Genomic DNA, 21,011 nt, shown 5'->3' with positions numbered 1-21,011 from the left:
GTCATGTCCGCCAACAAGGAGTCGGAAAGCGAGCTGATCCGCGCCAAGGACCTCGGTGTCTTCGATCGCTGGGCGTTGCCCAGCTTCGATGCGCCGGGCGCCGAGCCCGAGGAGGCGGTGGCCGAGCCGGCGCCGGCAGCGGTGGCCGAGGAGCCGGCCGCGCAGGTCGAGGAGGTAGCGGTCGAGGACGTCAAGCCGCTGACGCTCGATGAACTCGAAGCCATCCGCCAGGACGCCTACAACGAAGGCTTCGCCACCGGCGAGAAGGACGGTTTTCATGCCGGCCAGATCAAGGCCAAGCAGGAGGCCGACGCGGCCTTGGCGCTGAAGGTCGGCAGCCTGGAAAGGCTCATGACGCAGTTGCTCGATCCGATTGCCGAGCAGGACCAGCAGATGGAAGTGGCCATGGTGCGTCTGGTCAGTCATATGGTGCGCGAGGTGATTCAGCGCGAACTAAGCACCGACTCCAGTCAGATTCGCCAGGTGTTGCGCGAAGCGCTCAAGCTGCTGCCGATGGGGGCGGGCAACGTGCGCATTCAGGTCAACCCCCAGGACTTCGAAACGATCAAGGCGCTGCGCGAGCGTCATGAGGAAAACTGGCGCATCCTCGAGGACGACAGCCTGTTGCCAGGTGGGTGCCGCATCGAGTCGGAGCATAGCCAGATCGACGCCAGCGTCGAGACGCGTATGGCGCAGGCGCTCAAGCAATTGTTCGAGCAGCAGCGCGCGCAAGTCTCTCAGCCGCCGGAAGCGGACATCGACCTGGATCTGGATGCCGTCGATGCACCTTGAGCGGATCAGTTTCGCCAGACGCCTGGCGGGCTATGTCGAAGCGATCAACCTGCCCAGCCAACCTGTGGTGGAAGGGCGCCTGCTGCGCATGGTCGGCCTGACCCTGGAGGCCGAAGGTTTGCGCGCCGCCATCGGCAGCCGTTGTCTGGTGATCAACAGCGACAGCTATCACCCGATGCAGGTCGAGGCTGAGGTCATGGGCTTCTCCGGCGGCAAGATCTACCTGATGCCGGTCGGCAGCCTGGCCGGTATCGCGCCAGGTGCGCGCGTAGTGCCGTTGCCGGATACCGGGCGCCTGCCTATGGGCATGTCGATGCTCGGCCGAGTGCTCGACGGCACCGGCCGCGCCCTGGATGGCAAGGGCGGGATGAAGGCCGAGGACTGGGTACCGATGGATGGCCCTGCCATCAACCCGCTCAACCGCGACCCCATCAGCCAGTCGCTGGATGTTGGTATTCGTTCGATCAACGGTTTGCTTACCGTCGGGCGTGGCCAGCGCTTGGGCCTGTTCGCCGGTACCGGCGTGGGCAAGTCCGTGTTGCTGGGCATGATGACCCGTTTTACCGAGGCCGAAATTATCGTGGTCGGGCTGATCGGTGAGCGCGGGCGTGAGGTCAAGGAGTTCATCGACGAGATCCTCGGCGAGGAAGGCCTCAAGCGTTCCGTGGTGGTCGCTTCGCCGGCCGACGAGGCGCCGTTGATGCGTCTGCGCGCCGCGCAGTACTGCACGCGCATCGCCGAGTACTTTCGCGACAAGGGCAAGAACGTTCTGCTGCTGATGGATTCGCTGACCCGCTATGCCCAGGCCCAACGCGAAATCGCCCTGGCCATTGGTGAGCCGCCAGCGACCAAGGGCTACCCACCGTCGGTATTCGCCAAGCTGCCCAAACTGGTCGAGCGTGCCGGCAACGCCGAAGCCGGCGGCGGTTCGATCACCGCGTTCTACACCGTATTGAGTGAGGGGGATGACCAGCAGGACCCCATCGCCGATGCTGCACGTGGTGTGCTCGACGGGCACTTCGTCCTGTCCCGGCGCCTGGCCGAGGAAGGGCACTATCCCGCTATCGATATCGAGTCCTCGATCAGCCGGGTCATGCCGCAGGTGGTTCCGCCCGAGCAGCTCAAGCAGGCGCAGCGTTTCAAGCAGTTGTGGTCGCGCTATCAACAGAGTCGCGATCTGATCAGTGTCGGTGCCTATGTTCCGGGCGGCGACGCGGATACCGATCAGGCCATCGCCCGTCAGCCGGTCATGGCTCAGTACCTGCGTCAGGGCCTCGACGAGAACGTGTCAATGGCGCAGAGCCGCGAGCAGCTGGCCGGGGTGTTGGGACAGTGACCTGTTGCAGTAGGGCGGGTGTAACCCGCCAGGGCGATCTGGCGGGTTGCACCCGCCCTACGGGGCGCGGATGAGCCTGAGCCGCGCAAAGCGTCTGCAGCCGGTCGTCGAGATGGCAGAAAAGGCCGAGCGCGAGGCCGCGCGCCAGCTCGGGCATTGCCAAGGGCTGGTGGGGCAGGCCGAGGCCAAGCTGGGCGAGCTGGAGCGTTTTCGTGGCGACTACCAGCAGCAGTGGATCAGTGAGGGCAGCAAGGGCGTTTCCGGCCAGTGGCTGATGAACTACCAGCGCTTTTTGTCACAGCTTGAAACCGCGGTCGGCCAGCAGCAGCAAAGTCTGGAGTGGCACCGCGCCAATCTGGAAAAGGTGCGTGCTGTTTGGCAGCAGCGCTATGCGCGTCTCGAGGGTCTGCGCAAACTGGTCCAGCGCTACATTGACGAAGCCCGATTGGCCGAGGACAAGCGCGAACAAAAACTGCTCGACGAGCTGGCGCAGCGCTTGATAGACCGTGGCGAGCCCTGAATAGAGGTTGTTTCGTCGCCGGCCAAATGCTACACCTTCAGACGTAAATTGCCCTATCTGGCAGAGTCTCGACAAAGGAGTAGACATGGCCATTACCTCGCAGCCCTCGGCAGATGGGCAAGAGCTGACCATTGTGATTCGAGGACGCTTCGACTTCGCCTCCCACCAGGAATTTCGTGACGCCTATGAGCGCGTCAGCGTGACGCCCAAGCGCTACCGGGTCGACCTGCGTGACACCAGTTATCTGGATAGCTCGGCACTGGGGATGCTGCTGCTCTTGCGCGATCACGCAGGAGGCGATTCGGCGCAGATTAGCCTGCTCAACTGCAGCAGTGACGTGCGCAAGATCCTCGCCATCTCCAACTTCGAGCAGTTGTTCAAGATCAGCTGAGCATGCATGAGCGTCTTGCGATCCTGATTGCCGAGGACAACGCGGCCGACCGCATGCTGTTGTCCACCATCGTCAGTCGTCAGGGGCACCGCGTACTGACCGCCAGCAATGGTCTTGAGGCTGTCGCCCTGTTCGAGCAGGAGCGTCCGCATCTGGTCTTGATGGATGCGCTGATGCCGGTGATGGATGGCTTCGAGGCGGCGCGGCGGATCAAGGATCAGGCCGGCGAGGCGCTGGTGCCGATCATCTTTCTCACCTCGCTGACCGAGGGGGAGGCGCTGGTGCGTTGCCTGGAGGCCGGTGGCGACGATTTTCTCGCCAAGCCCTATAACCGGGTGATACTCGAGGCCAAGATCAGGGCCATGGACCGCCTGCGCCGTCTGCACGATACGGTATTGCAGCAGCGCGACCTGATTGCCCTGCACAACGAGCATTTGCTGCATGAGCAACGCGTAGCCAAGGCGGTATTCGACAAGGTGGCACATTCCGGCTGCCTGGATGCGCCAAACATCCGATACATGCAGTCGCCTTATGCGCTGTTCAACGGTGATTTGTTACTGGCAGCCTACAAGCCGTCAGGCGGCATGCACGTGATGCTGGGTGATTTCACCGGTCATGGTTTGCCGGCGGCTATTGGCGCTATGCCGCTGGCCGAGGTGTTCTATGGCATGACCGCCAAAGGCCATGCGCTCGCCGAGATCCTTCGCGAGATCAACGCCAAGCTAAAGCGCATCCTGCCGGTTGGGGTGTTCTGCTGCGCCACCTTGCTCAATATCAGCAGCAAGCGTGGGCTGCTCGAAGTGTGGAACGGCGGGCTGCCGGATGGTTATCTGCTGCATGCCGATGGCCGTCCGCGTCAGCCATTGGTATCTCGCCATCTGCCGCTGGGGATTCTGGAGCCTGCGGCGTTCAGTGACCGCTGCGAGGTCTATCCGCTAGCGCCAGGGGATCGCATCTTTCTGCTTAGCGACGGGGTACTCGAGGCCAGTGACCAGTGCGGCCAGCTGTTTGGCGAGGAACGCCTGCTCCGGCTGTTGCAGGCCAATCGGCAGCCGCAGGCCTTGTTCGAGGAAATCCAGCAGGCGCTGGTGGCGTTCCGCGGTGAACAGCAGGACGACGTCAGCATGGTCCAGGTCGGGCTTGTCGAAGACGACGAGCGCCCCCGGCCGCTGGCTTTTGCCGATAGCGGCCAGGGCAGCGTGATGGACTGGTCGGCCAGTTTCGAGTTTCGTGCGCTGAGCCTGCGCCATTTCAATCCGTTGCCATTCTTGTTGCAACTGCTGCTGGACGTACGGGCGTTGCGACCGCGTGGCGGCGAGCTGTATACCGTGCTCGCCGAGCTCTATTCCAATGCGTTGGAGCATGGTGTGATGGGGCTGGATTCCTCGCTCAAGCAGGATGCCAGCGGCTTTGCCGAGTACTACCGAGAGCGGCGTTTGCGTCTGGCGTCATTACACGATGGCTATGTGCGCTTTCACCTGCAGATGCTCCCTGAGGGAAATGGCGGCCGCCTTATCGTCGGGATAGAGGACAGCGGGCCAGGTTTCGATCCAGACAATGTCGTGACAATGCGAGATGACGCGCTTTGCGGGCGCGGTCTGGCGCTGGTCCGTGAGCTGAGCGACGGTTTTGGTTGCGGCCCCGACGGACGAGGCGTCAGCGTGGAGTTTTGTTGGTCCGCTGAGGCATAATCCGGGCCTTGATGTTCAGGGAGTGACCCGGTGTCCGATATCCATCTCGACGATGCCGTCCTGGCGGCACTGCAGGACGTCATGGAAGACGAGTACCCGATTTTGCTCGATACCTTCGTTGCCGATTCCGAAGAGCGTTTGCGCCTGCTGCATCAGGCGCAGGCCGAGGATGATGCGCAGGGGCTGCGACTGGCTGCGCACAGCTTCAAGGGCAGTTGCAGCAACATGGGCGCGGTACTGTTGGCCAGCCTGTGCAAGGAACTCGAGGACGCCGGTCGGCGCGAGGCACTGGACCTGGCCCCGGCGCTGATCGAGCAGGTCGAGCGTGAGTTCGCCATCGTGCGCATCCTGTTCAAATCCGAGCGCCAGCGTTACCGCCTCTGATGCCTTTTCACGAGTTGGCCCGTCCTTTGCTCTGATCCCGTCACGACCCATCAGACGGAGAGCGTCCATGTCCGCGTTGCCCGACCTAAGCTTGCAGGCTACGCCTGAGGTGAAGAGCAAAGCGAAGCAGCCGGCCATAGCGCCGGAGCCCAGAAAAAACGGTGCTTCCAGCTTTGCCGATATGTATGCCAAGGAGCGCCAGGCCAAGCCTGGTGAGCGTACTGGCAGTACCGATAAATCCAGCCAGGAGCAGAAGCCTGCTGCTTCTTCAGGAACGGCTGACACTGCTTCTTCTGTCGCCGAGCAGCCCTCGGTTGCCGCCCCCGGCAATTCCTTGCCGACCCAGGAGGGCGTTGAAGAAGAGCTCGACCCGTTGTTGGCGATGGCACTGGGCGGTATCCAGGTGCAAGTAGAGGATGCTGCGGTCACCCAGGACTCGCCGGAGTTGCCGGCGCTGGTGATCACCGGTGCCAATGCCAGTGCTGCCGATACTGCTGAGCCAGTGCTGGAGGAAGATGTTCTCGATCCGCTGGCGCAGCTCAAGCAGCCGGCAGAAGAAGCGGGCAAGGCGCAGTTGTCGCAAGACGCTGCGATCAAGAGCACGCGGGTGGCGACCAGCACGGACTTCGCTGCGGCCATGTCCGCTATGGGCAAGGGGGAGGAGGCGGCCGAGAGCTCTGACGAGTCGGTGCTGGACCTGCCGCTGGAAAGCCTGGCCAAGGATGCCTTGGAAAGTCTCAAGGACAGCGTTCAGCCCAATCGCCCGGATCAGTTCGTCAGCAAGCTCAATGCGCTGACGCAGGCGCTCAATCATCAGGTCGGCGCCGCCCAGCGCGCGCCGCTGGTGCCCGGCCAGCCGGTGGCCATGCATCAGGGGGGCTGGAGCGAGGCGGTTGTCGATCGCGTCATGTGGTTGTCCAGTCAGAACCTCAAGTCGGCTGAAATTCAACTGGACCCGGCGGAATTGGGGCGTCTCGAGGTGCGGGTGAACCTGTCCCAGGATCAGGCCCAGGTGACGTTTGCCAGCCCCAATGCCGGGGTGCGCGAAGCGCTGGAAGGGCAGATGCATCGCTTGCGTGAGCTGTTCGCGCAGCAAGGCATGAATCTGGCCGATGCCAGCGTTTCCGATCAGTCGCTTAACCGCGGCTGGCAGGGGCAGGGCGAGGGCGGTCGTGGTGGTTCTGGCTCGCGTGATGATCTGCTAGCCAGTGACGAGCTGCAGCCGGGCGTCCATCAGGAAGTGCGCAGTGAGCGTTTGACCTCTGGCCGCGGGCTGGTCGACTACTACGCATAAGTAGTGCTCAAACGCTGAGCAATGCCCGATTATCGGTGTTCCTCCGCTAGACTTGTATTCGCCCGGGTTGCCGAAAGGTGCCCGGGCGAATGCATTTTGGGTGACAGCAAGTAGCTGGCGCTGTTAAATCCGCAGCCCAGAGTTAGACAAGCCTGCTCATATGCTGGCATAACACTTGCTCTTAACCCTTTGAATGCGGAAAGAACTCCGATAGTGACGGATTATTGGCATGGCTAAGAAAGAAGCGGCACCGGCTGCCGATGGACAACCCGCCGGCAAGAGCAAACTCAAACTCATCATCCTGATCGTGGTGGGTCTGCTCCTGGCCGTCGGCCTTTCCATTGGCGTTGCCTGGTTCATTCTGAGCAAGGGCGACAAGCACGAGGAGGCCAAGCCAGAAGAGGCTGCTGCTGCCGCTCCTGTTCGTCAGCCGGCCGTGTATCAGAGCCTAATGCCAGCCTTTGTGGTCAACTTCAATCACGATAATCGTACCCGCTATCTGCAGGTGAGCATGGCCCTGATGGGCCGCGATGCTGCCGGCATGGAGAAGCTCAAGGTGCATATGCCGGTGTTGCGCAATCGTCTGGTGATGCTGCTCTCCGGTCAGGATTTCACTACGCTGCAAACGCCGCTGGGCAAGGAGATACTCCTGCAGCAGGCACTGGCCAGCGTGCAGGAACTGGCGCAGAAAGAAACCGGCAGCACTGTCGTCGAACATGTGCTGTTCACCAATTTCGTGTTGCAGTAGCGGGAGCCGAAGATGGCCGTGCAAGACCTGCTTTCCCAGGACGAGATCGATGCGCTGCTGCATGGTGTCGATGACGGCCTGGTGGAAACCGAGGACGCCGCGGAACCGGGTAGCGTCAGACAATATGATCTGACCAGTCAGGATCGTATTGTCCGAGGGCGCATGCCCACTCTGGAGATGATCAACGAGCGTTTCGCCCGTTACACGCGCATCAGTATGTTCAATCTGCTGCGCCGCTCGGCCGATGTCGCCGTCGGTGGCGTGCAGGTGATGAAGTTCGGCGAATACGTGCACTCGCTCTATGTGCCCACCAGTCTTAACCTGGTGAAGATGAAGCCGTTGCGCGGCACGGGCCTGTTCATCCTCGATGCCAAGCTGGTATTCAAGCTGGTGGACAACTTCTTTGGCGGTGATGGCCGTCACGCCAAGATCGAGGGGCGCGAGTTCACCCCCACCGAGCTGCGCGTGGTGCGCATGGTGCTCGACCAGGCGTTTGTCGACCTGCGTGAGGCCTGGCACGCGGTGGTGGATATCAACTTCGAGTACGTCAACTCCGAGGTCAACCCGGCGTTGGCCAACATCGTCAGCCCCAGCGAAGTGGTGGTGGTGTCCACCTTCCATATCGAGCTCGACGGTGGTGGTGGTGATCTGCACATCACCATGCCGTACTCGATGATCGAGCCGATCCGCGAAATGCTCGATGCCGGTTTCCAATCCGATGTCGACGATCAGGACGAGCGCTGGATCAAGGCCCTGCGCGAGGACATCCTCGATGTCAGCGTGCCGCTGGCCGCCACCGTCGCCCGCCGCCAGTTGAAGCTGCGCGACATCCTGCATATGCAGCCGGGTGATGTGATCCCCGTGGAGTTGCCGGACAACGTGGTCATGCGCGCCAATGGCGTGCCGACCTTCAAGGTCAAGCTGGGAGCGCACAAGGGCAATCTGGCCCTGCAGGTGCTGGAACCAATCGAACGCCAACGCTGAGGCGTTGGTAACTCTCCAGGGCTGACTAAGCCCGGCGTGAACGAATAGCAGAAGCCAGGCGAGGAATCACGATGGCAGACGAAGAAAACACCTCCCCAGAGGAACAGGCGCTGGCCGATGAGTGGGCTGCCGCGCTGGCAGAAGCCGGTGATGCGGGGCAGGACGATATCGATGCGATGCTGGCCGGGCAGGCCGCTGCACAACCGGTAGCCCCGCGTGCGCCGATGGAGGAGTTCGGTCGCGCGCCGCCACCCATCAACCTGCCGGCCAACCTGGATGGGCCGAATCTGGATGTGATCCTGGATATTCCGGTGTCCATCTCGATGGAGGTGGGTAATACCGACATCACCATCCGTAACCTGCTGCAGCTCAATCAGGGGTCGGTGATCGAATTGGATCGCCTGGCCGGTGAGCCGCTCGATGTGCTGGTCAACGGCACGTTGATCGCTCATGGCGAAGTGGTGGTGGTCAACGAGAAGTTCGGCATTCGCCTGACCGACGTGATCAGCCCCAGCGAACGTATCAAGAAGCTGCGCTGACCATGGCTCGTCTTCTCGCTCTGTTTCTCAGCATGCCTCTGGCGGCCATGGCTGCCGAGCCTGCCGGCAAGGCAGCGACTCCCATGGCTGGCAGCGACATAGCCGGTCAGCTCGGCCAGTTGCTGCTTGGCTTGTTGCTGGTGATCGGTTTGATCTTCCTGCTCGCTTGGCTGTTGCGCCGAGTACAGCAACTGAACCCGAAGGGCGGGCAGGTAATCAAGCTGTTGTCGAGCCAGGCGCTCGGCCCGCGTGATCGCCTAGTGCTGGTGCAGGTAGGCAACGAGCAGATTTTGCTGGGGCTGTCCGCTGGGCGCATTACCCCGCTGCACGTGCTCAAGGAGCCAGTGCATCTGGCCGATGCCGAGCAGGCCGCGCCAGAGTTCGCCCAGCGCCTGATGGAGCTGATGGGCAAGGATCAGAAGGACAAATCCTGATGCTGCGTTTGTTGCTGGTGCTGGTGCTGAGCCTCGCCGCTTCTCTGGCGTTCGCCGAGGACCCTCCTGCAGGCAATTCGCTGATCCAGACGGGCAGCAGCCCGTTGTCGATCCCCGCCATCACCCTGTCCACCGACGCCCAGGGGCAGCAGGAATACTCGGTCAGCCTGCAGATTCTGCTGATCATGACGGCGCTGAGTTTCATCCCGGCGTTCGTCATGTTGATGACCAGTTTCACCCGGATCATCATCGTCTTCTCCATCCTGCGTCAGGCCCTTGGCCTGCAACAGACACCCTCGAACCAGATACTGGTCGGTCTGGCGCTGTTTCTGACGATGTTCATCATGGCGCCGATTTTCGACCGGATTAACACCGATGCCCTGCAGCCCTATCTCAATGAGGAGATCGTCGCTCAGGAGGCTCTGACCCGTGCAGAGGGGCCGATCCGCGATTTCATGCTGGCGCAGACCCGCGAGAGCGACCTGGCGCTGTTCGTAAGACTGTCCAAGCGTACCGACCTGGCGGGCGTCGAGGACGTGCCGCTGACCATCCTGGTACCGGCGTTCGTCACCTCCGAGCTGAAGACCGCGTTCCAGATCGGTTTCATGATCTTCATTCCGTTTCTGATCATCGACATGGTGGTCGCCAGTATCCTCATGGCGATGGGCATGATGATGCTGTCGCCGCTGATCATCTCCCTGCCGTTCAAGATCATGCTGTTCGTCCTGGTTGATGGCTGGGCGCTGATCATGAGCACCCTGGCCGCCAGTTTCGGCACGTTATAGCGAGGCTTTTGATGACTCCCGAGGTGGCGGTTGACCTGTTTCGCGAAGCGCTCTGGCTGATCGTGCTGATCGTCGGTCTGGCAGTCGTGCCAAGCCTGGTGGTCGGTCTGATCGTGGCCATGTTCCAGGCGGCTACGCAGATCAACGAACAGACCTTGAGCTTTCTGCCGCGTCTGATGGTGATGTTGATCACCCTGATCTGGGCCGGCCCCTGGCTGGTGAGTCAGTTGATGGAGTACACCCAGACGCTGATACACAACATTCCCTACCTGATCGGCTGAGAGCTCATGAATAAATCTACTGCGCTCGGCATCTCGCGCTTCGGCTGTGCTCGCAATGCTCATGTATTTCAATACACTCCGCTTGCTGCGCGCAGGCGAAACGCGACCTGCCTTCGCTCGCGACGTTTTCTTCATGAGCTCTGAGGCGCGGCGATGTTGGAGTTGAGCAACGAGCAGATCAGCGGCTGGGTCGGCCAGTTCCTGCTGCCGTTGTTTCGTATCGCCGCGATGCTGATGGTGATGCCGATCATCGGCACCCAGCTGGTGCCAACCCGCGTGCGCCTCTACCTGGCACTGGCCATCAGTGTGGTGCTGGTACCGACGCTACCACCGATGCCGCAGGTCGATGCCTTGAGCCTGCGTAGTCTGCTGCTGATCCTCGAGCAGGTGCTGATTGGCGCCATGTTCGGCTTTATTCTGCAGTTGTTCTTTCATCTGTTCGCCGTCGCTGGGCAGATCATCGCCATGCAGATGGGCCTGGGGTTCGCCTCCATGGTCGACCCCACCAATGGTGTGTCGGTGCCGGTGCTTGGCCAGTTCATGCTGATGTTGGTGACCTTGCTGTTTCTGGCCATCAACGGCCATCTGGTGGTGCTGGAAATTCTGGCGGAAAGCTTCGTCACGCTGCCGTCCGGGCAAGGGCTGATGGTCAATCATTACTGGGAGCTGGCTGGCAAACTGGGCTGGGTGATCGGCGCCGGCCTGTTGTTGACGCTGCCCATGGTAACCGCGCTGCTGGTGATCAACCTGGCGTTTGGCGTGATGACGCGCGCCGCGCCGCAACTGAACATCTTTTCCATCGGCTTCCCCCTGACCCTGGCCATGGGCCTGGTGATTTTCTGGGTGGGGCTTTCCGATTTCGGCAACCTGTTCCAGGCGCTGGCCAGCGAAGCCCTGCAACAGCTGAGCGAATTCGCTCTTGTGAGGTAGCGATGGCGGAAAGCGAGAGCGGCGCTGACAAGAGCGAGGAACCCACAGGCAAGCGACTTGAAGACTCGCGCAAGAAAGGCCAGATCGCTCGGTCCAAGGAACTCAACACGGTGGCGGTGACGCTCACCGGCACTGTCGCCCTGATCATTTTCGGCGCCTACATGGGCAATGTGTTGATGGATGTCATGCGCGGCAATTTCAGCTTGCCGCGCGATGTGCTGATGAGCGAACGCAGCATGGCGCTTTATCTGCTGGCTTCGGGCAAGCAGGCATTGCTGGGGGTGCAACCCTTTTTCATTGCGTTGTTGATCGCCTCCATCGCTGGCCCCATCGCGCTCGGGGGGTGGTTGTTTTCTGCCGAGGCGCTGCAACCCAAAGCCAGCCGCATGAACCCATTGGCGGGCCTCAAGCGCATGTTCTCGGTTCAGGCGTTGGTCGAGTTGCTCAAGGCGCTGGCCAAGTTTCTGGTAATCCTTGCGGTAGCGCTGGTAGTGCTCTCGGTGGACCAGGACGATCTGCTGGCCATTGCCAACGAGCCCGTCGAGCCCGCCATCCTACACAGCCTGAAGGTTGTCGGCTGGAGTGCGTTCTGGCTGTCCTGCGGGCTTATCCTGATTGCTGCCGTGGATGTGCCGTTCCAGCTGTGGAGTCACAAGCAGAAGCTGATGATGACCAAGCAGGAGGTGCGCGACGAATACAAGGACACCGAGGGCAAGCCCGAAGTCAAAGGACGTATTCGTCAACTGCAGCGTGAGATGGCCGAACGCCGCATGATGCAAGCCGTGCCGCAGGCTGACGTGGTCATCACCAACCCGACGCACTTCGCCGTAGCGCTCAAGTACGACCCGGAGAAGGGGAGCGCACCGGTGTTGCTGGCAAAGGGCGGCGACTTCCTGGCGCTGAAGATTCGCGAGATCGCCCAGGAGCACAAGGTGATGGTGCTGGAGTCCCCGGCATTGGCCCGTGCGGTGTATTACTCCACCGAGCTGGACCAGGAAATTCCTGCTGGCCTGTATCTGGCCGTGGCTCAGGTGCTGGCCTACGTCTATCAGCTTCGCCAGTACCAGGCCGGCAAGGGCAAGCGCCCAGGCCCGCTGCCGGACTTCCCGATCCCGGCGGATCTACGCCGCGACTCTTAGGGCGTGTAGCGCGCTGTCGTGTCACTTCTGGAACGCTTCTTGCCATGACCTCTCTAGGGCGCACTTTCGCGTCAAAAGATTGAATGGCTTGGGGTAGGGACGTGGCAGTAGATCGCGCACAGTTAATCGGTGATGTACGCAGCAACCTTGCAGGTTTGCGCCATGGCAACCTGGGCATTCCGCTGCTGCTGCTGGTCATGCTCGGCATGGTCATGTTGCCGGTGCCGGCGTTTCTGCTCGATACCCTGTTCACCTTCAGTATCGCGCTGTCCATCGTCGTGTTGCTGGTCAGTATCTACGCGCTGCGCCCGCTGGACTTCGCTGTTTTCCCCACCATCCTGCTGGCCGCCACGCTGCTGCGTCTGGCGCTTAACGTGGCCTCGACCCGTGTGGTGCTGCTCAATGGTCACGAAGGGCATGGCGCGGCTGGTCAGGTGATCCAGGCCTTCGGGGAGGTGGTGATCGGCGGCAACTACGTGGTTGGTATCGTGGTGTTCGCCATCCTCATGATCATCAACTTCGTGGTGGTCACCAAGGGCGCCGGGCGTATCTCCGAGGTGAGCGCGCGCTTCACCCTCGACGCCATGCCTGGCAAGCAGATGGCTATCGACGCCGACCTCAATGCTGGCCTGATCGATCAGAACGAGGCCAAGAAGCGCCGCAGCGAGGTGGCGCAAGAGGCAGACTTCTACGGTTCGATGGACGGTGCCAGCAAGTTCGTCCGTGGCGATGCCATCGCCGGCCTGTTGATCCTGTTCATCAACCTCATCGGTGGCATCGCCATCGGCGTGCTGCAGCACAGCCTGGCCTTCGCCGACGCCGGTAAGGTCTACACCCTGCTAACCATCGGTGATGGTCTGGTCGCGCAGATTCCCTCGCTGTTGCTGTCCACCGCCGCGGCGGTGATGGTGACCCGTGTTTCCAGCTCCGAAGACATGGGCGCGCAGGTCAATCGGCAGATGTTCGCGTCACCGCGTGCGCTGGCGGTGGCGGCCGCGATCCTCATCGCCATGGGGCTGGTGCCGGGTATGCCGCACTTTTCCTTCATCAGCCTTGGTCTGGTGGCGGCCGGTGGCGCCTACTGGATCGCTCACAAGAACCGCAAGGTCAAGGAAGAAGAGGTCAAGGAGGTGCAGCGCCAGCAGGAGCTGCTGCCGGCGCAGAAGGCTCAGGAGGTCAAGGAACTGGGCTGGGACGATGTCACTCCGGTGGACATGGTCGGCCTGGAGGTAGGCTATCGCCTGATTCCTCTGGTAGACCGCAACCAGGGGGGGCAGCTGCTTGCGCGGATCAAGGGGGTGCGCAAGAAGCTGTCGCAGGAAATGGGTTTTCTCATGCCCTCGGTGCATATCCGCGACAACCTCGACTTGGCGCCCAACGCTTATCGCCTGACGCTGATGGGTGTCAGCGTGGCCGAGGCCGAGGTGTATCCGGATCGCGAGTTGGCGATCAACCCCGGTCAGGTGTTCGGTCCGCTGAATGGCATCGCCGCCAAGGATCCGGCATTCGGTCTGGAGGCCGTGTGGATCGACCCCACTCAGCGCGATCAGGCGCAGTCGCTGGGCTACACCGTGGTCGACGCCAGTACCGTGGTGGCCACTCACCTCAACCAGGTCCTGCACAAGCATGCTCATGAGCTGTTGGGCCACGAGGAAGTGCAGCAACTGATGCAGTTGCTGGCCAAAAGCTCGCCGAAGCTGGCCGAAGAGTTGGTGCCGGGGCTGGTATCGCTGTCGACCCTGCTCAAGGTGCTGCAGGCGCTGTTGCAGGAGCAGGTGCCGGTGCGGGACATCCGCACCATCGCCGAGGCCATCGCCAACGTCGCGCCGAAGAGTCAAGATCCCGCCGCGATGGTCGCTGCGGTACGTGTCTCGTTGGCCCGCGCCATCGTGCAAGGCATCGTGGGACTAGAGCCGGAGCTGCCTGTGATAACCCTCGAGCCAAGGTTGGAACAGATATTGCTGAACAGTCTGCAGAAGGCCGGTCAAGGCGGTGAGGATGGCATCCTCCTCGAACCGGGCATGGCCGAGAAGCTGCAGCGTTCCCTGGTGGAAGCGGCGCAGCGCCAGGAGATGCTCGGCAAACCGGTGATTCTGCTGGTGGCCGGACCGGTCCGGGCGATGTTGTCGCGCTTCGCGCGGCTGGCAGTACCCAGCATGCACGTGCTGGCGTACCAGGAAATTCCGGACAACAAGCAGGTCACCATAGTCGCTACGGTTGGCCAGAACTGAGGTAAAGGGTCATGCAGGTCAAACGCTTCTTCGCCGCCGATATGCGGACCGCCATGAAACTGGTGCGTGATGAATTGGGCGCCGACGCCTCGATCATCGGCAATCGCCGCGTTGCTGGTGGTGTCGAGCTGACTGCTGCGCTGGATTATCAGGCGCCGACGCCGGTACGTCCGAACCCGGCGCTGGAAGCCGAGCTGCGCAAGACCCAGGCGCGCATCGCCAGTGCCCAGGCCGAGCTGACCACCCGTGCCGAGCAGGATGCCGGCAAGGACCGTCAATTATTCGCCAATGAATCCTTGCTGGCGCCCGAGCTGCCAGCGACTCCGGTCAAGCCGCAGCGCCCGGTCGAGGCCGTAGCGCCTGCTGCGCCGGCGGTCGATCCACGTGCGCTGGATGCCATGCGCTTCGAGCTCAACGGCCTGCGTGAGCTGATCGAAGTGCAACTGGGCTCTATCGCCTGGGGACAACTGCAGAACCGCCGCCCGCAACAAGCCAATCTGTGGCGTCGCCTACAGCGCATGGGGCTGTCCGCCGAATTGACCCAAGCGCTGCTGGGCAAAGTGGCCGGCGTGGCCGAGCCTCGTCAGGCCTGGCGCATGCTGCTGGCGCACCTGGCTCATGCGATCAAAACGCCCAAGGTCGAGCCGCTGGAAGAGGGCGGAGTGATCGCGCTGGTCGGTCCCGCCGGCATGGGCAAGACCACTACGCTGGCCAAGCTGGCCGCCCGCTACGTGCTTAAGTACGGCGCGCAACAGGTCGCTCTGGTGAGCATGGACAGTTTTCGTATCGGTGCGCAGGAGCAGCTCAAGACGCTCGGGCGTATCCTGGGCGTTTCGGTGACCCAGATCGACCCCGGTCAGTCTCTGCTGCAGGCTTTGGCCCCGCTGGCCAAGAAGCGCGTGGTGCTGGTCGATACCGCTGGCCTGCCGGGTAACGATCCGGCGCTGCGCCTGCAGCTGGAAAGCCTGGCCTCGGCACGCATCAAGGCGAAGAATTATCTGGTACTGGCGGCAACAAGTCAGAGCCAAGTGCTCAAGGCGGCCTACCATAGTTATAAGCGTTGTGGCCTCGCAGGCTGCATACTGACGAAACTGGATGAGGCGGCGAGCCTGGGCGAGGTTTTAGGTCTGGCTATAGGCCAGCAACTGCCGGTAGCCTATGTCACAGACGGGCCGCGGATCCCTGATGATCTGCAAGTGCCGCGCAGCCATCAACTGGTCAGTCGTGCAGTAGGGCTGCAGGCCACCGAGGAACCGAGTGAAGATGCCATGGCGCAGATGTTCGCCGGCCTTTACCACAAGCCGGCGCAGCGAGCCAGCTGAAACGGCGAGAATGTTGCACCCTCTCGCGCAGGTGGCGCGAGAGTGAACGGCCTGAGGGCCAAGTCGAAGTTAGACAAGGTGTAAAGAGAACATGGGTATGCATCCCGTACAGGTGATCGCGGTGACCGGCGGCAAAGGTGGCGTCGGCAAGACCAATGTGTCGGTGAATCTGTCCATGGCCCTGGCCGATCTCGGTCGTCGGGTAATGCTGATGGATGCCGACCTGGGCCTGGCCAATGTCGACGTGCTGCTGGGTTTGACGCCCAAGCGCACGCTGGCCGATGTCATTGCGGGCGAATGCGACCTGCGCGATGTCCTGCTGCAAGGGCCAGGTGGCGTTCGTATCGTGCCAGCAGCGTCCGGTACGCAGAGCATGGTCAGCCTTACGCCGATGCAGCATGCAGGCCTGATCCAGGCGTTCAGCGATATCAGTGAGAACCTCGATGTGCTGGTGATCGATACGGCCGCGGGGATCGGTGATGCAGTGGTCAGCTTCGTGCGCGCGGCGCAGGAGATCCTCGTGGTAGTCTGCGACGAGCCCACGTCGATCACCGACGCCTACGCGCTGATCAAGCTGCTCAATCGTGATCACGGTATCAGCCGCTTCCGCGTTCTGGCCAACATGGCGCACAGCCCGCAGGAAGGGCGCAATCTCTTTGCTAAGCTGACCAAGGTGACGGATCGCTTCCTCGATGTCGCCCTGCAGTACGTCGGTGCCGTGCCTTACGATGAGTGTGTGCGTAAGGCCGTGCAGAAACAGCGCGCAGTCTATGAAGCCTTCCCTCGCTCCAAGTGCGCTCTGGCGTTCAAGGCGATAGCTCAGAAGGTTGACACCTGGCCGCTGCCGGCCAATCCCCGTGGCCATCTGGAGTTTTTTGTCGAGCGTCTGGTGCAGCAACCGACTGCAGACTCGGCCGTATGACAGCAGCCTCTGGACTTCGTATGTACAACAAGGCTCAGGTGCAGGACTCCCAGCACCAGCTGATCGAGCGTTATGCACCGCTGGTCAAGCGTATCGCCTACCACCTGCTGGCCCGTCTACCGGCCAGTGTGCAGGTCGATGATCTCATCCAGGCCGGGATGATCGGCCTGCTCGAAGCCTCACGCAAATACGACTCCGGCAAAGGTGCGAGTTTCGAAACATTCGCCGGTATCCGCATTCGCGGCTCCATGCTCGATGAGGTGCGCAAGGGCGATTGGGCGCCGCGTTCGGTGCATCGCAACAGCCGCATGGTGAGCGATGCGATCCGCACCGTTGAAGCGAGAACCGGGCGCGACGCTAAAGATCACGAGGTTGCGGCCGAACTCCAATTGAGTCTGGAAGATTACTACGGCATTCTTGGCGACACTTTGGGTAGCCGGCTGTTCAGTTTCGACGACCTCTTGCAGGACGGCGAGCATGGCGGGCTGCACGAAGACGCCGGGCACACCCACCTCGAACCTTCGCGGGACCTCGAAGACGAACGCTTCCAGGCGGCTTTGGCCGATGCCATCGCCGGCTTGCCGGAGCGTGAACGTCTAGTGCTGGCGCTGTATTACGATGAAGAACTGAACTTGAAGGAAATCGGTGAAGTGCTGGGGGTTAGCGAGTCGCGCGTGAGCCAGTTGCACAGCCAGTGCGCGGCGCGTTTGCGCTCGCGGCTGAGTGAATGGCGCGCTGGCTGAAGACGGCGTACTTGCGGGCGCAAACGGTTTCACGATTAAAGGACGTAGTTGCAAGCGCAATACGTTTGGGACTGTACGGAGGTCGACTTGGACAAGAACATGAAAATCCTCATCGTTGACGATTTCTCGACGATGCGACGGATCATCAAGAACCTCTTGCGGGACTTGGGTTTCACCAACACCGCAGAAGCCGACGATGGCACCTCGGCTCTGCCGATGCTGCAAAGCGGCAGCTTCGACTTTCTGGTGACCGACTGGAACATGCCCGGCATGACCGGCATCGACCTGCTGCGTGCCGTGCGCGCCGATGAGCGCCTCAAGCACCTGCCCGTGCTGATGGTGACCGCCGAAGCCAAGCGCGATCAGATCATCGAGGCGGCTCAGGCCGGTGTGAATGGTTACGTGGTCAAACCCTTCACCGCTCAGGTGCTGAAGGAAAAGATCGAGAAGATCTTCGAGCGGGTCAACGGCTGATGCCAGCCGCGAGGGTGCTATGGGACACGATGACTCCACGCTGGGTGACCTCGAGTCGACCCTGAAAAACAACGCCCGCGATCTGGTCGATAGCCTTGAACAGGGTAATTTCGGCGCCGCGGTGCAGCTGATCAACGAGCTGAACAAGGTCCGTGATCGCGGGCTGTATCACGAGGTCGGCAAACTGACCCGTGAACTGCACAACGCCATTGTCAATTTTCAACTCGATCCGCGTATGCCGCATGCCCAAGAGCTGTCGCAGATCGCCGACGCTACCGAGCGTCTGAACTACGTCGTGACCATGACCGAGAAGGCCGCCAACCGGACCATGGATCTGGTCGAGCAGAGTGCGCCGCTGGTCAATGATCTGAGCGATGAAGCGCAGAGCCTGAACGTCGAATGGGGCCGCTTCATGCGCCGCGAGATCGGTGCCGATGGCTTCCGTGAACTGGCCAAGCGGGTCGAGCTGTTCCTCGCCCGTAGCGAGCGAGATGGCGCCAAACTGTCCGGTCACCTCAATGACATTCTGCTGGCGCAGGACTACCAGGACCTCACCGGCCAGGTGATCAAACGTGTCACCCAACTGGTGACCGAAGTGGAAAGCAACCTGCTCAAGCTGATGCTCATGGCCAGCCAGGTCGACCGTTTTGCCGGCATTCAGCACAACCACGACGTGCTGCGCGCCGAACAGGAAAAATTAAAAGAACCATCGCGGGGTGAAGGTCCGCAGATTTATGCCGATAAGCGTGATGACGTTGCCTCCAGCCAGGACGATGTCGACGACCTGCTGTCCAGTCTAGGGTTCTAAGGAGCACACAATATGAGCTTCGGCGCCGATGAAGAGATCCTCCAGGATTTCCTGGTAGAGGCCGGCGAGATTCTCGAACAGTTGTCCGAACAGTTAGTCGAGCTGGAAAGCCGACCGGACGACATGAACCTGCTCAATGCCATCTTTCGCGGTTTCCATACCGTCAAGGGCGGAGCGGGCTTCCTCCAGCTCAATGAGTTGGTGGAGTGCTGCCATATCGCCGAAAACGTCTTCGACATCCTGCGCAAGGGTGAGCGTCGCGTCGATTCGGAGCTGATGGATGTGGTGCTCGAGGCTCTTGATGCAGTCAATGGTATGTTCGGCGAAGTGCGTGAGCGGCGTGAGCCGACGCCCGCATCGCCTGAGCTTCTGGCAGCCCTGTCGCGTCTGGCCGCGCCGGGCGGTGGCGAGGCGGCCCCTGCGGCAATGCAGCAGCCGGAGCCCGAACCCGAGCCGGAGCCAGAACCCCAGGCGGTCGCTCCGTCCGTTGCTTCCGGAGACATCACCGACAGCGAATTCGAGCAGCTGCTCGATGCGCTGGGTGATGCGCCAGCGTGCGCTCCGAGTGCAGAGAGCGCTGCCAGTGACGAAATCACCGATGACGAATTCGAGTCGTTGCTCGACCAGTTGCACGGCAAAGGGCAGTTCTCCGGCACGGTCGAAACGCCTGCTGTTGCCAGTGCCGTGGTCTCTGCGCCGGTTGCCGCAGCGGCAGGTGACGACATAACCGACGATGAATTCGAAGCGCTGCTCGATCAACTGCATGGCAAGGGCCAGTTCTCCGGCGCAGCCGAAGCTGCGCCGCCTGTAGCCGCTGTTGCTGCAGCGCCTGCACCGGCAAGTGACGAGATTACCGACGACGAGTTCGCGTCCTTGCTCGATCAGTTGCACGGCAAGGGCAAGTTCGTGCCGCCAAGCGAGCCGGCCCCTGTAGTTGCTGAGAAACCGACCGCCGCGCCCAAGGCCGCTGCACCAGCAGCCAAGCCAGCTGCGGCCAAGGCTGAGCCTGCCGCACCGCGTGCCGCGGCGCCGGCGCCAGCTCCTGCTGCGGCTGAGAAGGCCCCAGCCAGCGAAGCGGAAACCACCGTGCGGGTCGACACCGCACGGCTCGACGAGATCATGAACATGGTCGGTGAGCTGGTTCTGGTGCGTAACCGCCTGGTTCGCCTTGGGCTCAACAGCGGCGACGAGGCCATGTCCAAGGCGGTGTCGAACCTCGACGTGGTCACCGCGGATCTGCAGACCTCGGTGATGAAGACCCGCATGCAGCCGATCAAGAAGGTCTTCGGCCGCTTCCCGCGCCTGGTTCGCGACCTTGCGCGCAACCTGAAGAAAGAGATCAACCTCGAACTGGTGGGCGAGGAAACCGACCTCGACAAGAACCTGGTCGAGGCGCTGGCCGACCCGCTGGTGCACTTGGTGCGCAACGCCGTCGACCACGGCGTGGAAACCCCGGAAGAGCGCGAGAAAGCCGGCAAGGCACGCGCTGGCCGCGTGGTGCTGTCCGCCGAGCAGGAAGGTGACCACATCCTGTTGTCGATCACCGATGACGGCAAGGGTATGGACGCCGATGTGCTGCGCGCCAAGGCTGTGGAGAAGGGCCTGCTGGACAAGGACGCAGCTGATCGCCTCAACGAGTTCGAATGCTACAACCTGATCTTCGCCCCGGGCTTCTCGACCAAGACCGAGATCTCCGACGTGTCCGGCCGCGGTGTCGGCATGGACGTGGTGAAGACCAAGATTTCCCAGCTCAATGGCACGGTCAACGTGTTCTCGCAGAAGGGGCAGGGCTCGAAGATCATCATCAAGGTGCCGCTGACCCTGGCGATCATGCCTACCCTGATGGTGATGCTGGAGAACCAGGCCTTCGCCTTCCCGCTGGTCAACGTCAACGAGATCTTCCACCTCGACCTGTCGCGCACCAATGTGGTTGACGGTCAGGAAGTGGTGATCGTGCGCGACAAGGCGCTGCCGCTGTTCTATCTCAAGCGTTGGCTGGTACCGCAGGCCTTCCACGAAGGTCAGCGCGAGGGCCATGTGGTGATCCTCACCGTCGGTAGCCAGCGCATCGGCTTTGTCGTCGATCAATTGGTCGGGCAGGAAGAAGTGGTAATCAAACCGCTGGGCAAGATGCTGCAAGGCACGCCCGGGATGTCCGGCGCCACGATCACTGGCGATGGACGCATCGCGTTGATTCTCGACGTACCGAGCATGCTCAAGCGCTACGCTCGACGTTTCTGATGTTTCGCGGCGCGGGTCATGG

General features: G+C 61.8%; 22 protein-coding genes. All 22 read left to right on the top strand.

What is annotated here, in order from left to right; genetic code table 11:
• Positions 1-3 precede the first annotated feature (3 nt).
• Complete coding sequence (gene fliH / locus ACNFCJ_RS11210) at positions 4-792, top strand: flagellar assembly protein FliH (protein WP_416771385.1); 789 nt, start codon at positions 4-6, stop codon at positions 790-792.
• Positions 782-2,128 carry a flagellar protein export ATPase FliI gene (gene fliI, locus ACNFCJ_RS11205; RefSeq protein WP_416771383.1) on the top strand — a complete coding sequence of 449 codons (1,347 nt, stop codon included), beginning with the start codon at positions 782-784 and terminating at the stop codon, positions 2,126-2,128. Before fliH ends, fliI begins: the two co-directional genes overlap by 11 nt.
• Positions 2,129-2,198: 70 nt before the next feature.
• Positions 2,199-2,648 (top strand): flagellar export protein FliJ, encoded by a 450-nt coding sequence (gene fliJ, locus ACNFCJ_RS11200; protein WP_021489636.1) that lies wholly within the window; start codon positions 2,199-2,201, stop codon positions 2,646-2,648.
• An 85-nt stretch (positions 2,649-2,733) separates the two neighbouring features.
• A complete protein-coding gene (locus ACNFCJ_RS11195) occupies positions 2,734-3,039 on the top strand; it encodes an STAS domain-containing protein (RefSeq protein ID WP_416771381.1) in 306 nt (101 codons plus the stop codon).
• Positions 3,040-3,041: 2 nt separating this feature from the next.
• On the top strand, positions 3,042-4,730 hold the full coding sequence (locus tag ACNFCJ_RS11190; protein WP_416771379.1) for an ATP-binding SpoIIE family protein phosphatase: 1,689 nt from the start codon (positions 3,042-3,044) through the stop codon (positions 4,728-4,730).
• 30 nt (positions 4,731-4,760) lie between these two features.
• A complete protein-coding gene (locus ACNFCJ_RS11185; protein ID WP_099523130.1) occupies positions 4,761-5,114 on the top strand; it encodes an Hpt domain-containing protein in 354 nt (117 codons plus the stop codon).
• A gap of 67 nt (positions 5,115-5,181) precedes the next feature.
• Positions 5,182-6,408 (top strand): flagellar hook-length control protein FliK, encoded by a 1,227-nt coding sequence (locus tag ACNFCJ_RS11180; protein ID WP_416771378.1) that lies wholly within the window; start codon positions 5,182-5,184, stop codon positions 6,406-6,408.
• A 229-nt stretch (positions 6,409-6,637) separates the two neighbouring features.
• Positions 6,638-7,156 carry a flagellar basal body-associated protein FliL gene (gene fliL, locus ACNFCJ_RS11175; RefSeq protein WP_416771377.1) on the top strand — a complete coding sequence of 173 codons (519 nt, stop codon included), beginning with the start codon at positions 6,638-6,640 and terminating at the stop codon, positions 7,154-7,156.
• 12 nt (positions 7,157-7,168) lie between these two features.
• Positions 7,169-8,140 (top strand): flagellar motor switch protein FliM, encoded by a 972-nt coding sequence (gene fliM, locus ACNFCJ_RS11170; protein WP_416771375.1) that lies wholly within the window; start codon positions 7,169-7,171, stop codon positions 8,138-8,140.
• 71 nt (positions 8,141-8,211) lie between these two features.
• Positions 8,212-8,679: a flagellar motor switch protein FliN gene (gene fliN, locus ACNFCJ_RS11165; RefSeq protein ID WP_416771373.1), complete on the top strand. Its 468-nt coding sequence runs from the start codon at positions 8,212-8,214 to the stop codon at positions 8,677-8,679.
• A gap of 2 nt (positions 8,680-8,681) precedes the next feature.
• Positions 8,682-9,113: a flagellar biosynthetic protein FliO gene (gene fliO, locus ACNFCJ_RS11160; protein ID WP_416771371.1), complete on the top strand. Its 432-nt coding sequence runs from the start codon at positions 8,682-8,684 to the stop codon at positions 9,111-9,113.
• A complete protein-coding gene (gene fliP, locus ACNFCJ_RS11155; RefSeq protein WP_416771369.1) occupies positions 9,113-9,898 on the top strand; it encodes a flagellar type III secretion system pore protein FliP in 786 nt (261 codons plus the stop codon). Before fliO ends, fliP begins: the two co-directional genes overlap by 1 nt.
• Positions 9,899-9,909: 11 nt before the next feature.
• On the top strand, positions 9,910-10,179 hold the full coding sequence (gene fliQ, locus ACNFCJ_RS11150; protein WP_416771367.1) for a flagellar biosynthesis protein FliQ: 270 nt from the start codon (positions 9,910-9,912) through the stop codon (positions 10,177-10,179).
• 153 nt (positions 10,180-10,332) lie between these two features.
• Positions 10,333-11,109 (top strand): flagellar biosynthetic protein FliR, encoded by a 777-nt coding sequence (fliR, locus tag ACNFCJ_RS11145; RefSeq protein ID WP_416771365.1) that lies wholly within the window; start codon positions 10,333-10,335, stop codon positions 11,107-11,109.
• A 2-nt stretch (positions 11,110-11,111) separates the two neighbouring features.
• Positions 11,112-12,248, top strand: a complete 1,137-nt coding sequence (gene flhB / locus ACNFCJ_RS11140) for a flagellar biosynthesis protein FlhB (RefSeq protein ID WP_416771363.1) — start codon at positions 11,112-11,114, stop codon at positions 12,246-12,248.
• Between the two features lie 83 nt (positions 12,249-12,331).
• Positions 12,332-14,479, top strand: a complete 2,148-nt coding sequence (flhA, locus tag ACNFCJ_RS11135) for a flagellar biosynthesis protein FlhA (protein WP_416771362.1) — start codon at positions 12,332-12,334, stop codon at positions 14,477-14,479.
• 11 nt (positions 14,480-14,490) lie between these two features.
• On the top strand, positions 14,491-15,801 hold the full coding sequence (gene flhF, locus ACNFCJ_RS11130; protein ID WP_416771360.1) for a flagellar biosynthesis protein FlhF: 1,311 nt from the start codon (positions 14,491-14,493) through the stop codon (positions 15,799-15,801).
• Positions 15,802-15,892: 91 nt separating this feature from the next.
• On the top strand, positions 15,893-16,723 hold the full coding sequence (gene fleN, locus ACNFCJ_RS11125; RefSeq protein ID WP_162843938.1) for a flagellar synthesis regulator FleN: 831 nt from the start codon (positions 15,893-15,895) through the stop codon (positions 16,721-16,723).
• On the top strand, positions 16,720-17,466 hold the full coding sequence (gene fliA / locus ACNFCJ_RS11120) for an RNA polymerase sigma factor FliA (RefSeq protein ID WP_416771358.1): 747 nt from the start codon (positions 16,720-16,722) through the stop codon (positions 17,464-17,466). Before fleN ends, fliA begins: the two co-directional genes overlap by 4 nt.
• A gap of 99 nt (positions 17,467-17,565) precedes the next feature.
• Positions 17,566-17,940: a chemotaxis response regulator CheY gene (locus ACNFCJ_RS11115; protein ID WP_169968482.1), complete on the top strand. Its 375-nt coding sequence runs from the start codon at positions 17,566-17,568 to the stop codon at positions 17,938-17,940.
• Between the two features lie 19 nt (positions 17,941-17,959).
• Positions 17,960-18,748, top strand: a complete 789-nt coding sequence (locus ACNFCJ_RS11110; protein WP_416771356.1) for a protein phosphatase CheZ — start codon at positions 17,960-17,962, stop codon at positions 18,746-18,748.
• A 12-nt stretch (positions 18,749-18,760) separates the two neighbouring features.
• Complete coding sequence (locus ACNFCJ_RS11105) at positions 18,761-20,989, top strand: chemotaxis protein CheA (RefSeq protein ID WP_416771355.1); 2,229 nt, start codon at positions 18,761-18,763, stop codon at positions 20,987-20,989.
• The last annotated feature ends 22 nt before the right edge of the window (positions 20,990-21,011 follow it).

Origin of the sequence: Pseudomonas sp. NY15364 (assembly GCF_048068235.1) — a bacterium.
Classification (GTDB): Bacteria; Pseudomonadota; Gammaproteobacteria; order Pseudomonadales; family Pseudomonadaceae; genus Aquipseudomonas; species Aquipseudomonas mendocina_D.
This window is presented reverse-complemented; position numbering and strand designations above follow the sequence as displayed.

Excerpts from the sequence above, each read along its gene's own strand:
- fliH (WP_416771385.1), top strand. The coding sequence starts at position 4 with ATGTCCGCCAACAAGGAGTCGGAAAGCGAGCTGATCCGCGCCAAGGAC.
- fliI (WP_416771383.1), top strand. The coding sequence starts at position 782 with ATGCACCTTGAGCGGATCAGTTTCGCCAGACGCCTGGCGGGCTATGTC.
- fliJ (WP_021489636.1), top strand. The coding sequence starts at position 2,199 with ATGAGCCTGAGCCGCGCAAAGCGTCTGCAGCCGGTCGTCGAGATGGCA.
- ACNFCJ_RS11195 (WP_416771381.1), top strand. The coding sequence starts at position 2,734 with ATGGCCATTACCTCGCAGCCCTCGGCAGATGGGCAAGAGCTGACCATT.
- ACNFCJ_RS11190 (WP_416771379.1), top strand. The coding sequence starts at position 3,042 with ATGCATGAGCGTCTTGCGATCCTGATTGCCGAGGACAACGCGGCCGAC.
- ACNFCJ_RS11180 (WP_416771378.1), top strand. The coding sequence starts at position 5,182 with ATGTCCGCGTTGCCCGACCTAAGCTTGCAGGCTACGCCTGAGGTGAAG.
- fliL (WP_416771377.1), top strand. The coding sequence starts at position 6,638 with ATGGCTAAGAAAGAAGCGGCACCGGCTGCCGATGGACAACCCGCCGGC.
- fliM (WP_416771375.1), top strand. The coding sequence starts at position 7,169 with ATGGCCGTGCAAGACCTGCTTTCCCAGGACGAGATCGATGCGCTGCTG.
- fliN (WP_416771373.1), top strand. The coding sequence starts at position 8,212 with ATGGCAGACGAAGAAAACACCTCCCCAGAGGAACAGGCGCTGGCCGAT.
- fliO (WP_416771371.1), top strand. The coding sequence starts at position 8,682 with ATGGCTCGTCTTCTCGCTCTGTTTCTCAGCATGCCTCTGGCGGCCATG.
- fliP (WP_416771369.1), top strand. The coding sequence starts at position 9,113 with ATGCTGCGTTTGTTGCTGGTGCTGGTGCTGAGCCTCGCCGCTTCTCTG.
- fliQ (WP_416771367.1), top strand. The coding sequence starts at position 9,910 with ATGACTCCCGAGGTGGCGGTTGACCTGTTTCGCGAAGCGCTCTGGCTG.
- fliR (WP_416771365.1), top strand. The coding sequence starts at position 10,333 with ATGTTGGAGTTGAGCAACGAGCAGATCAGCGGCTGGGTCGGCCAGTTC.
- flhB (WP_416771363.1), top strand. The coding sequence starts at position 11,112 with ATGGCGGAAAGCGAGAGCGGCGCTGACAAGAGCGAGGAACCCACAGGC.
- flhA (WP_416771362.1), top strand. The coding sequence starts at position 12,332 with ATGGCTTGGGGTAGGGACGTGGCAGTAGATCGCGCACAGTTAATCGGT.
- flhF (WP_416771360.1), top strand. The coding sequence starts at position 14,491 with ATGCAGGTCAAACGCTTCTTCGCCGCCGATATGCGGACCGCCATGAAA.
- fleN (WP_162843938.1), top strand. The coding sequence starts at position 15,893 with ATGGGTATGCATCCCGTACAGGTGATCGCGGTGACCGGCGGCAAAGGT.
- fliA (WP_416771358.1), top strand. The coding sequence starts at position 16,720 with ATGACAGCAGCCTCTGGACTTCGTATGTACAACAAGGCTCAGGTGCAG.
- ACNFCJ_RS11115 (WP_169968482.1), top strand. The coding sequence starts at position 17,566 with ATGAAAATCCTCATCGTTGACGATTTCTCGACGATGCGACGGATCATC.
- ACNFCJ_RS11110 (WP_416771356.1), top strand. The coding sequence starts at position 17,960 with ATGGGACACGATGACTCCACGCTGGGTGACCTCGAGTCGACCCTGAAA.
- ACNFCJ_RS11105 (WP_416771355.1), top strand. The coding sequence starts at position 18,761 with ATGAGCTTCGGCGCCGATGAAGAGATCCTCCAGGATTTCCTGGTAGAG.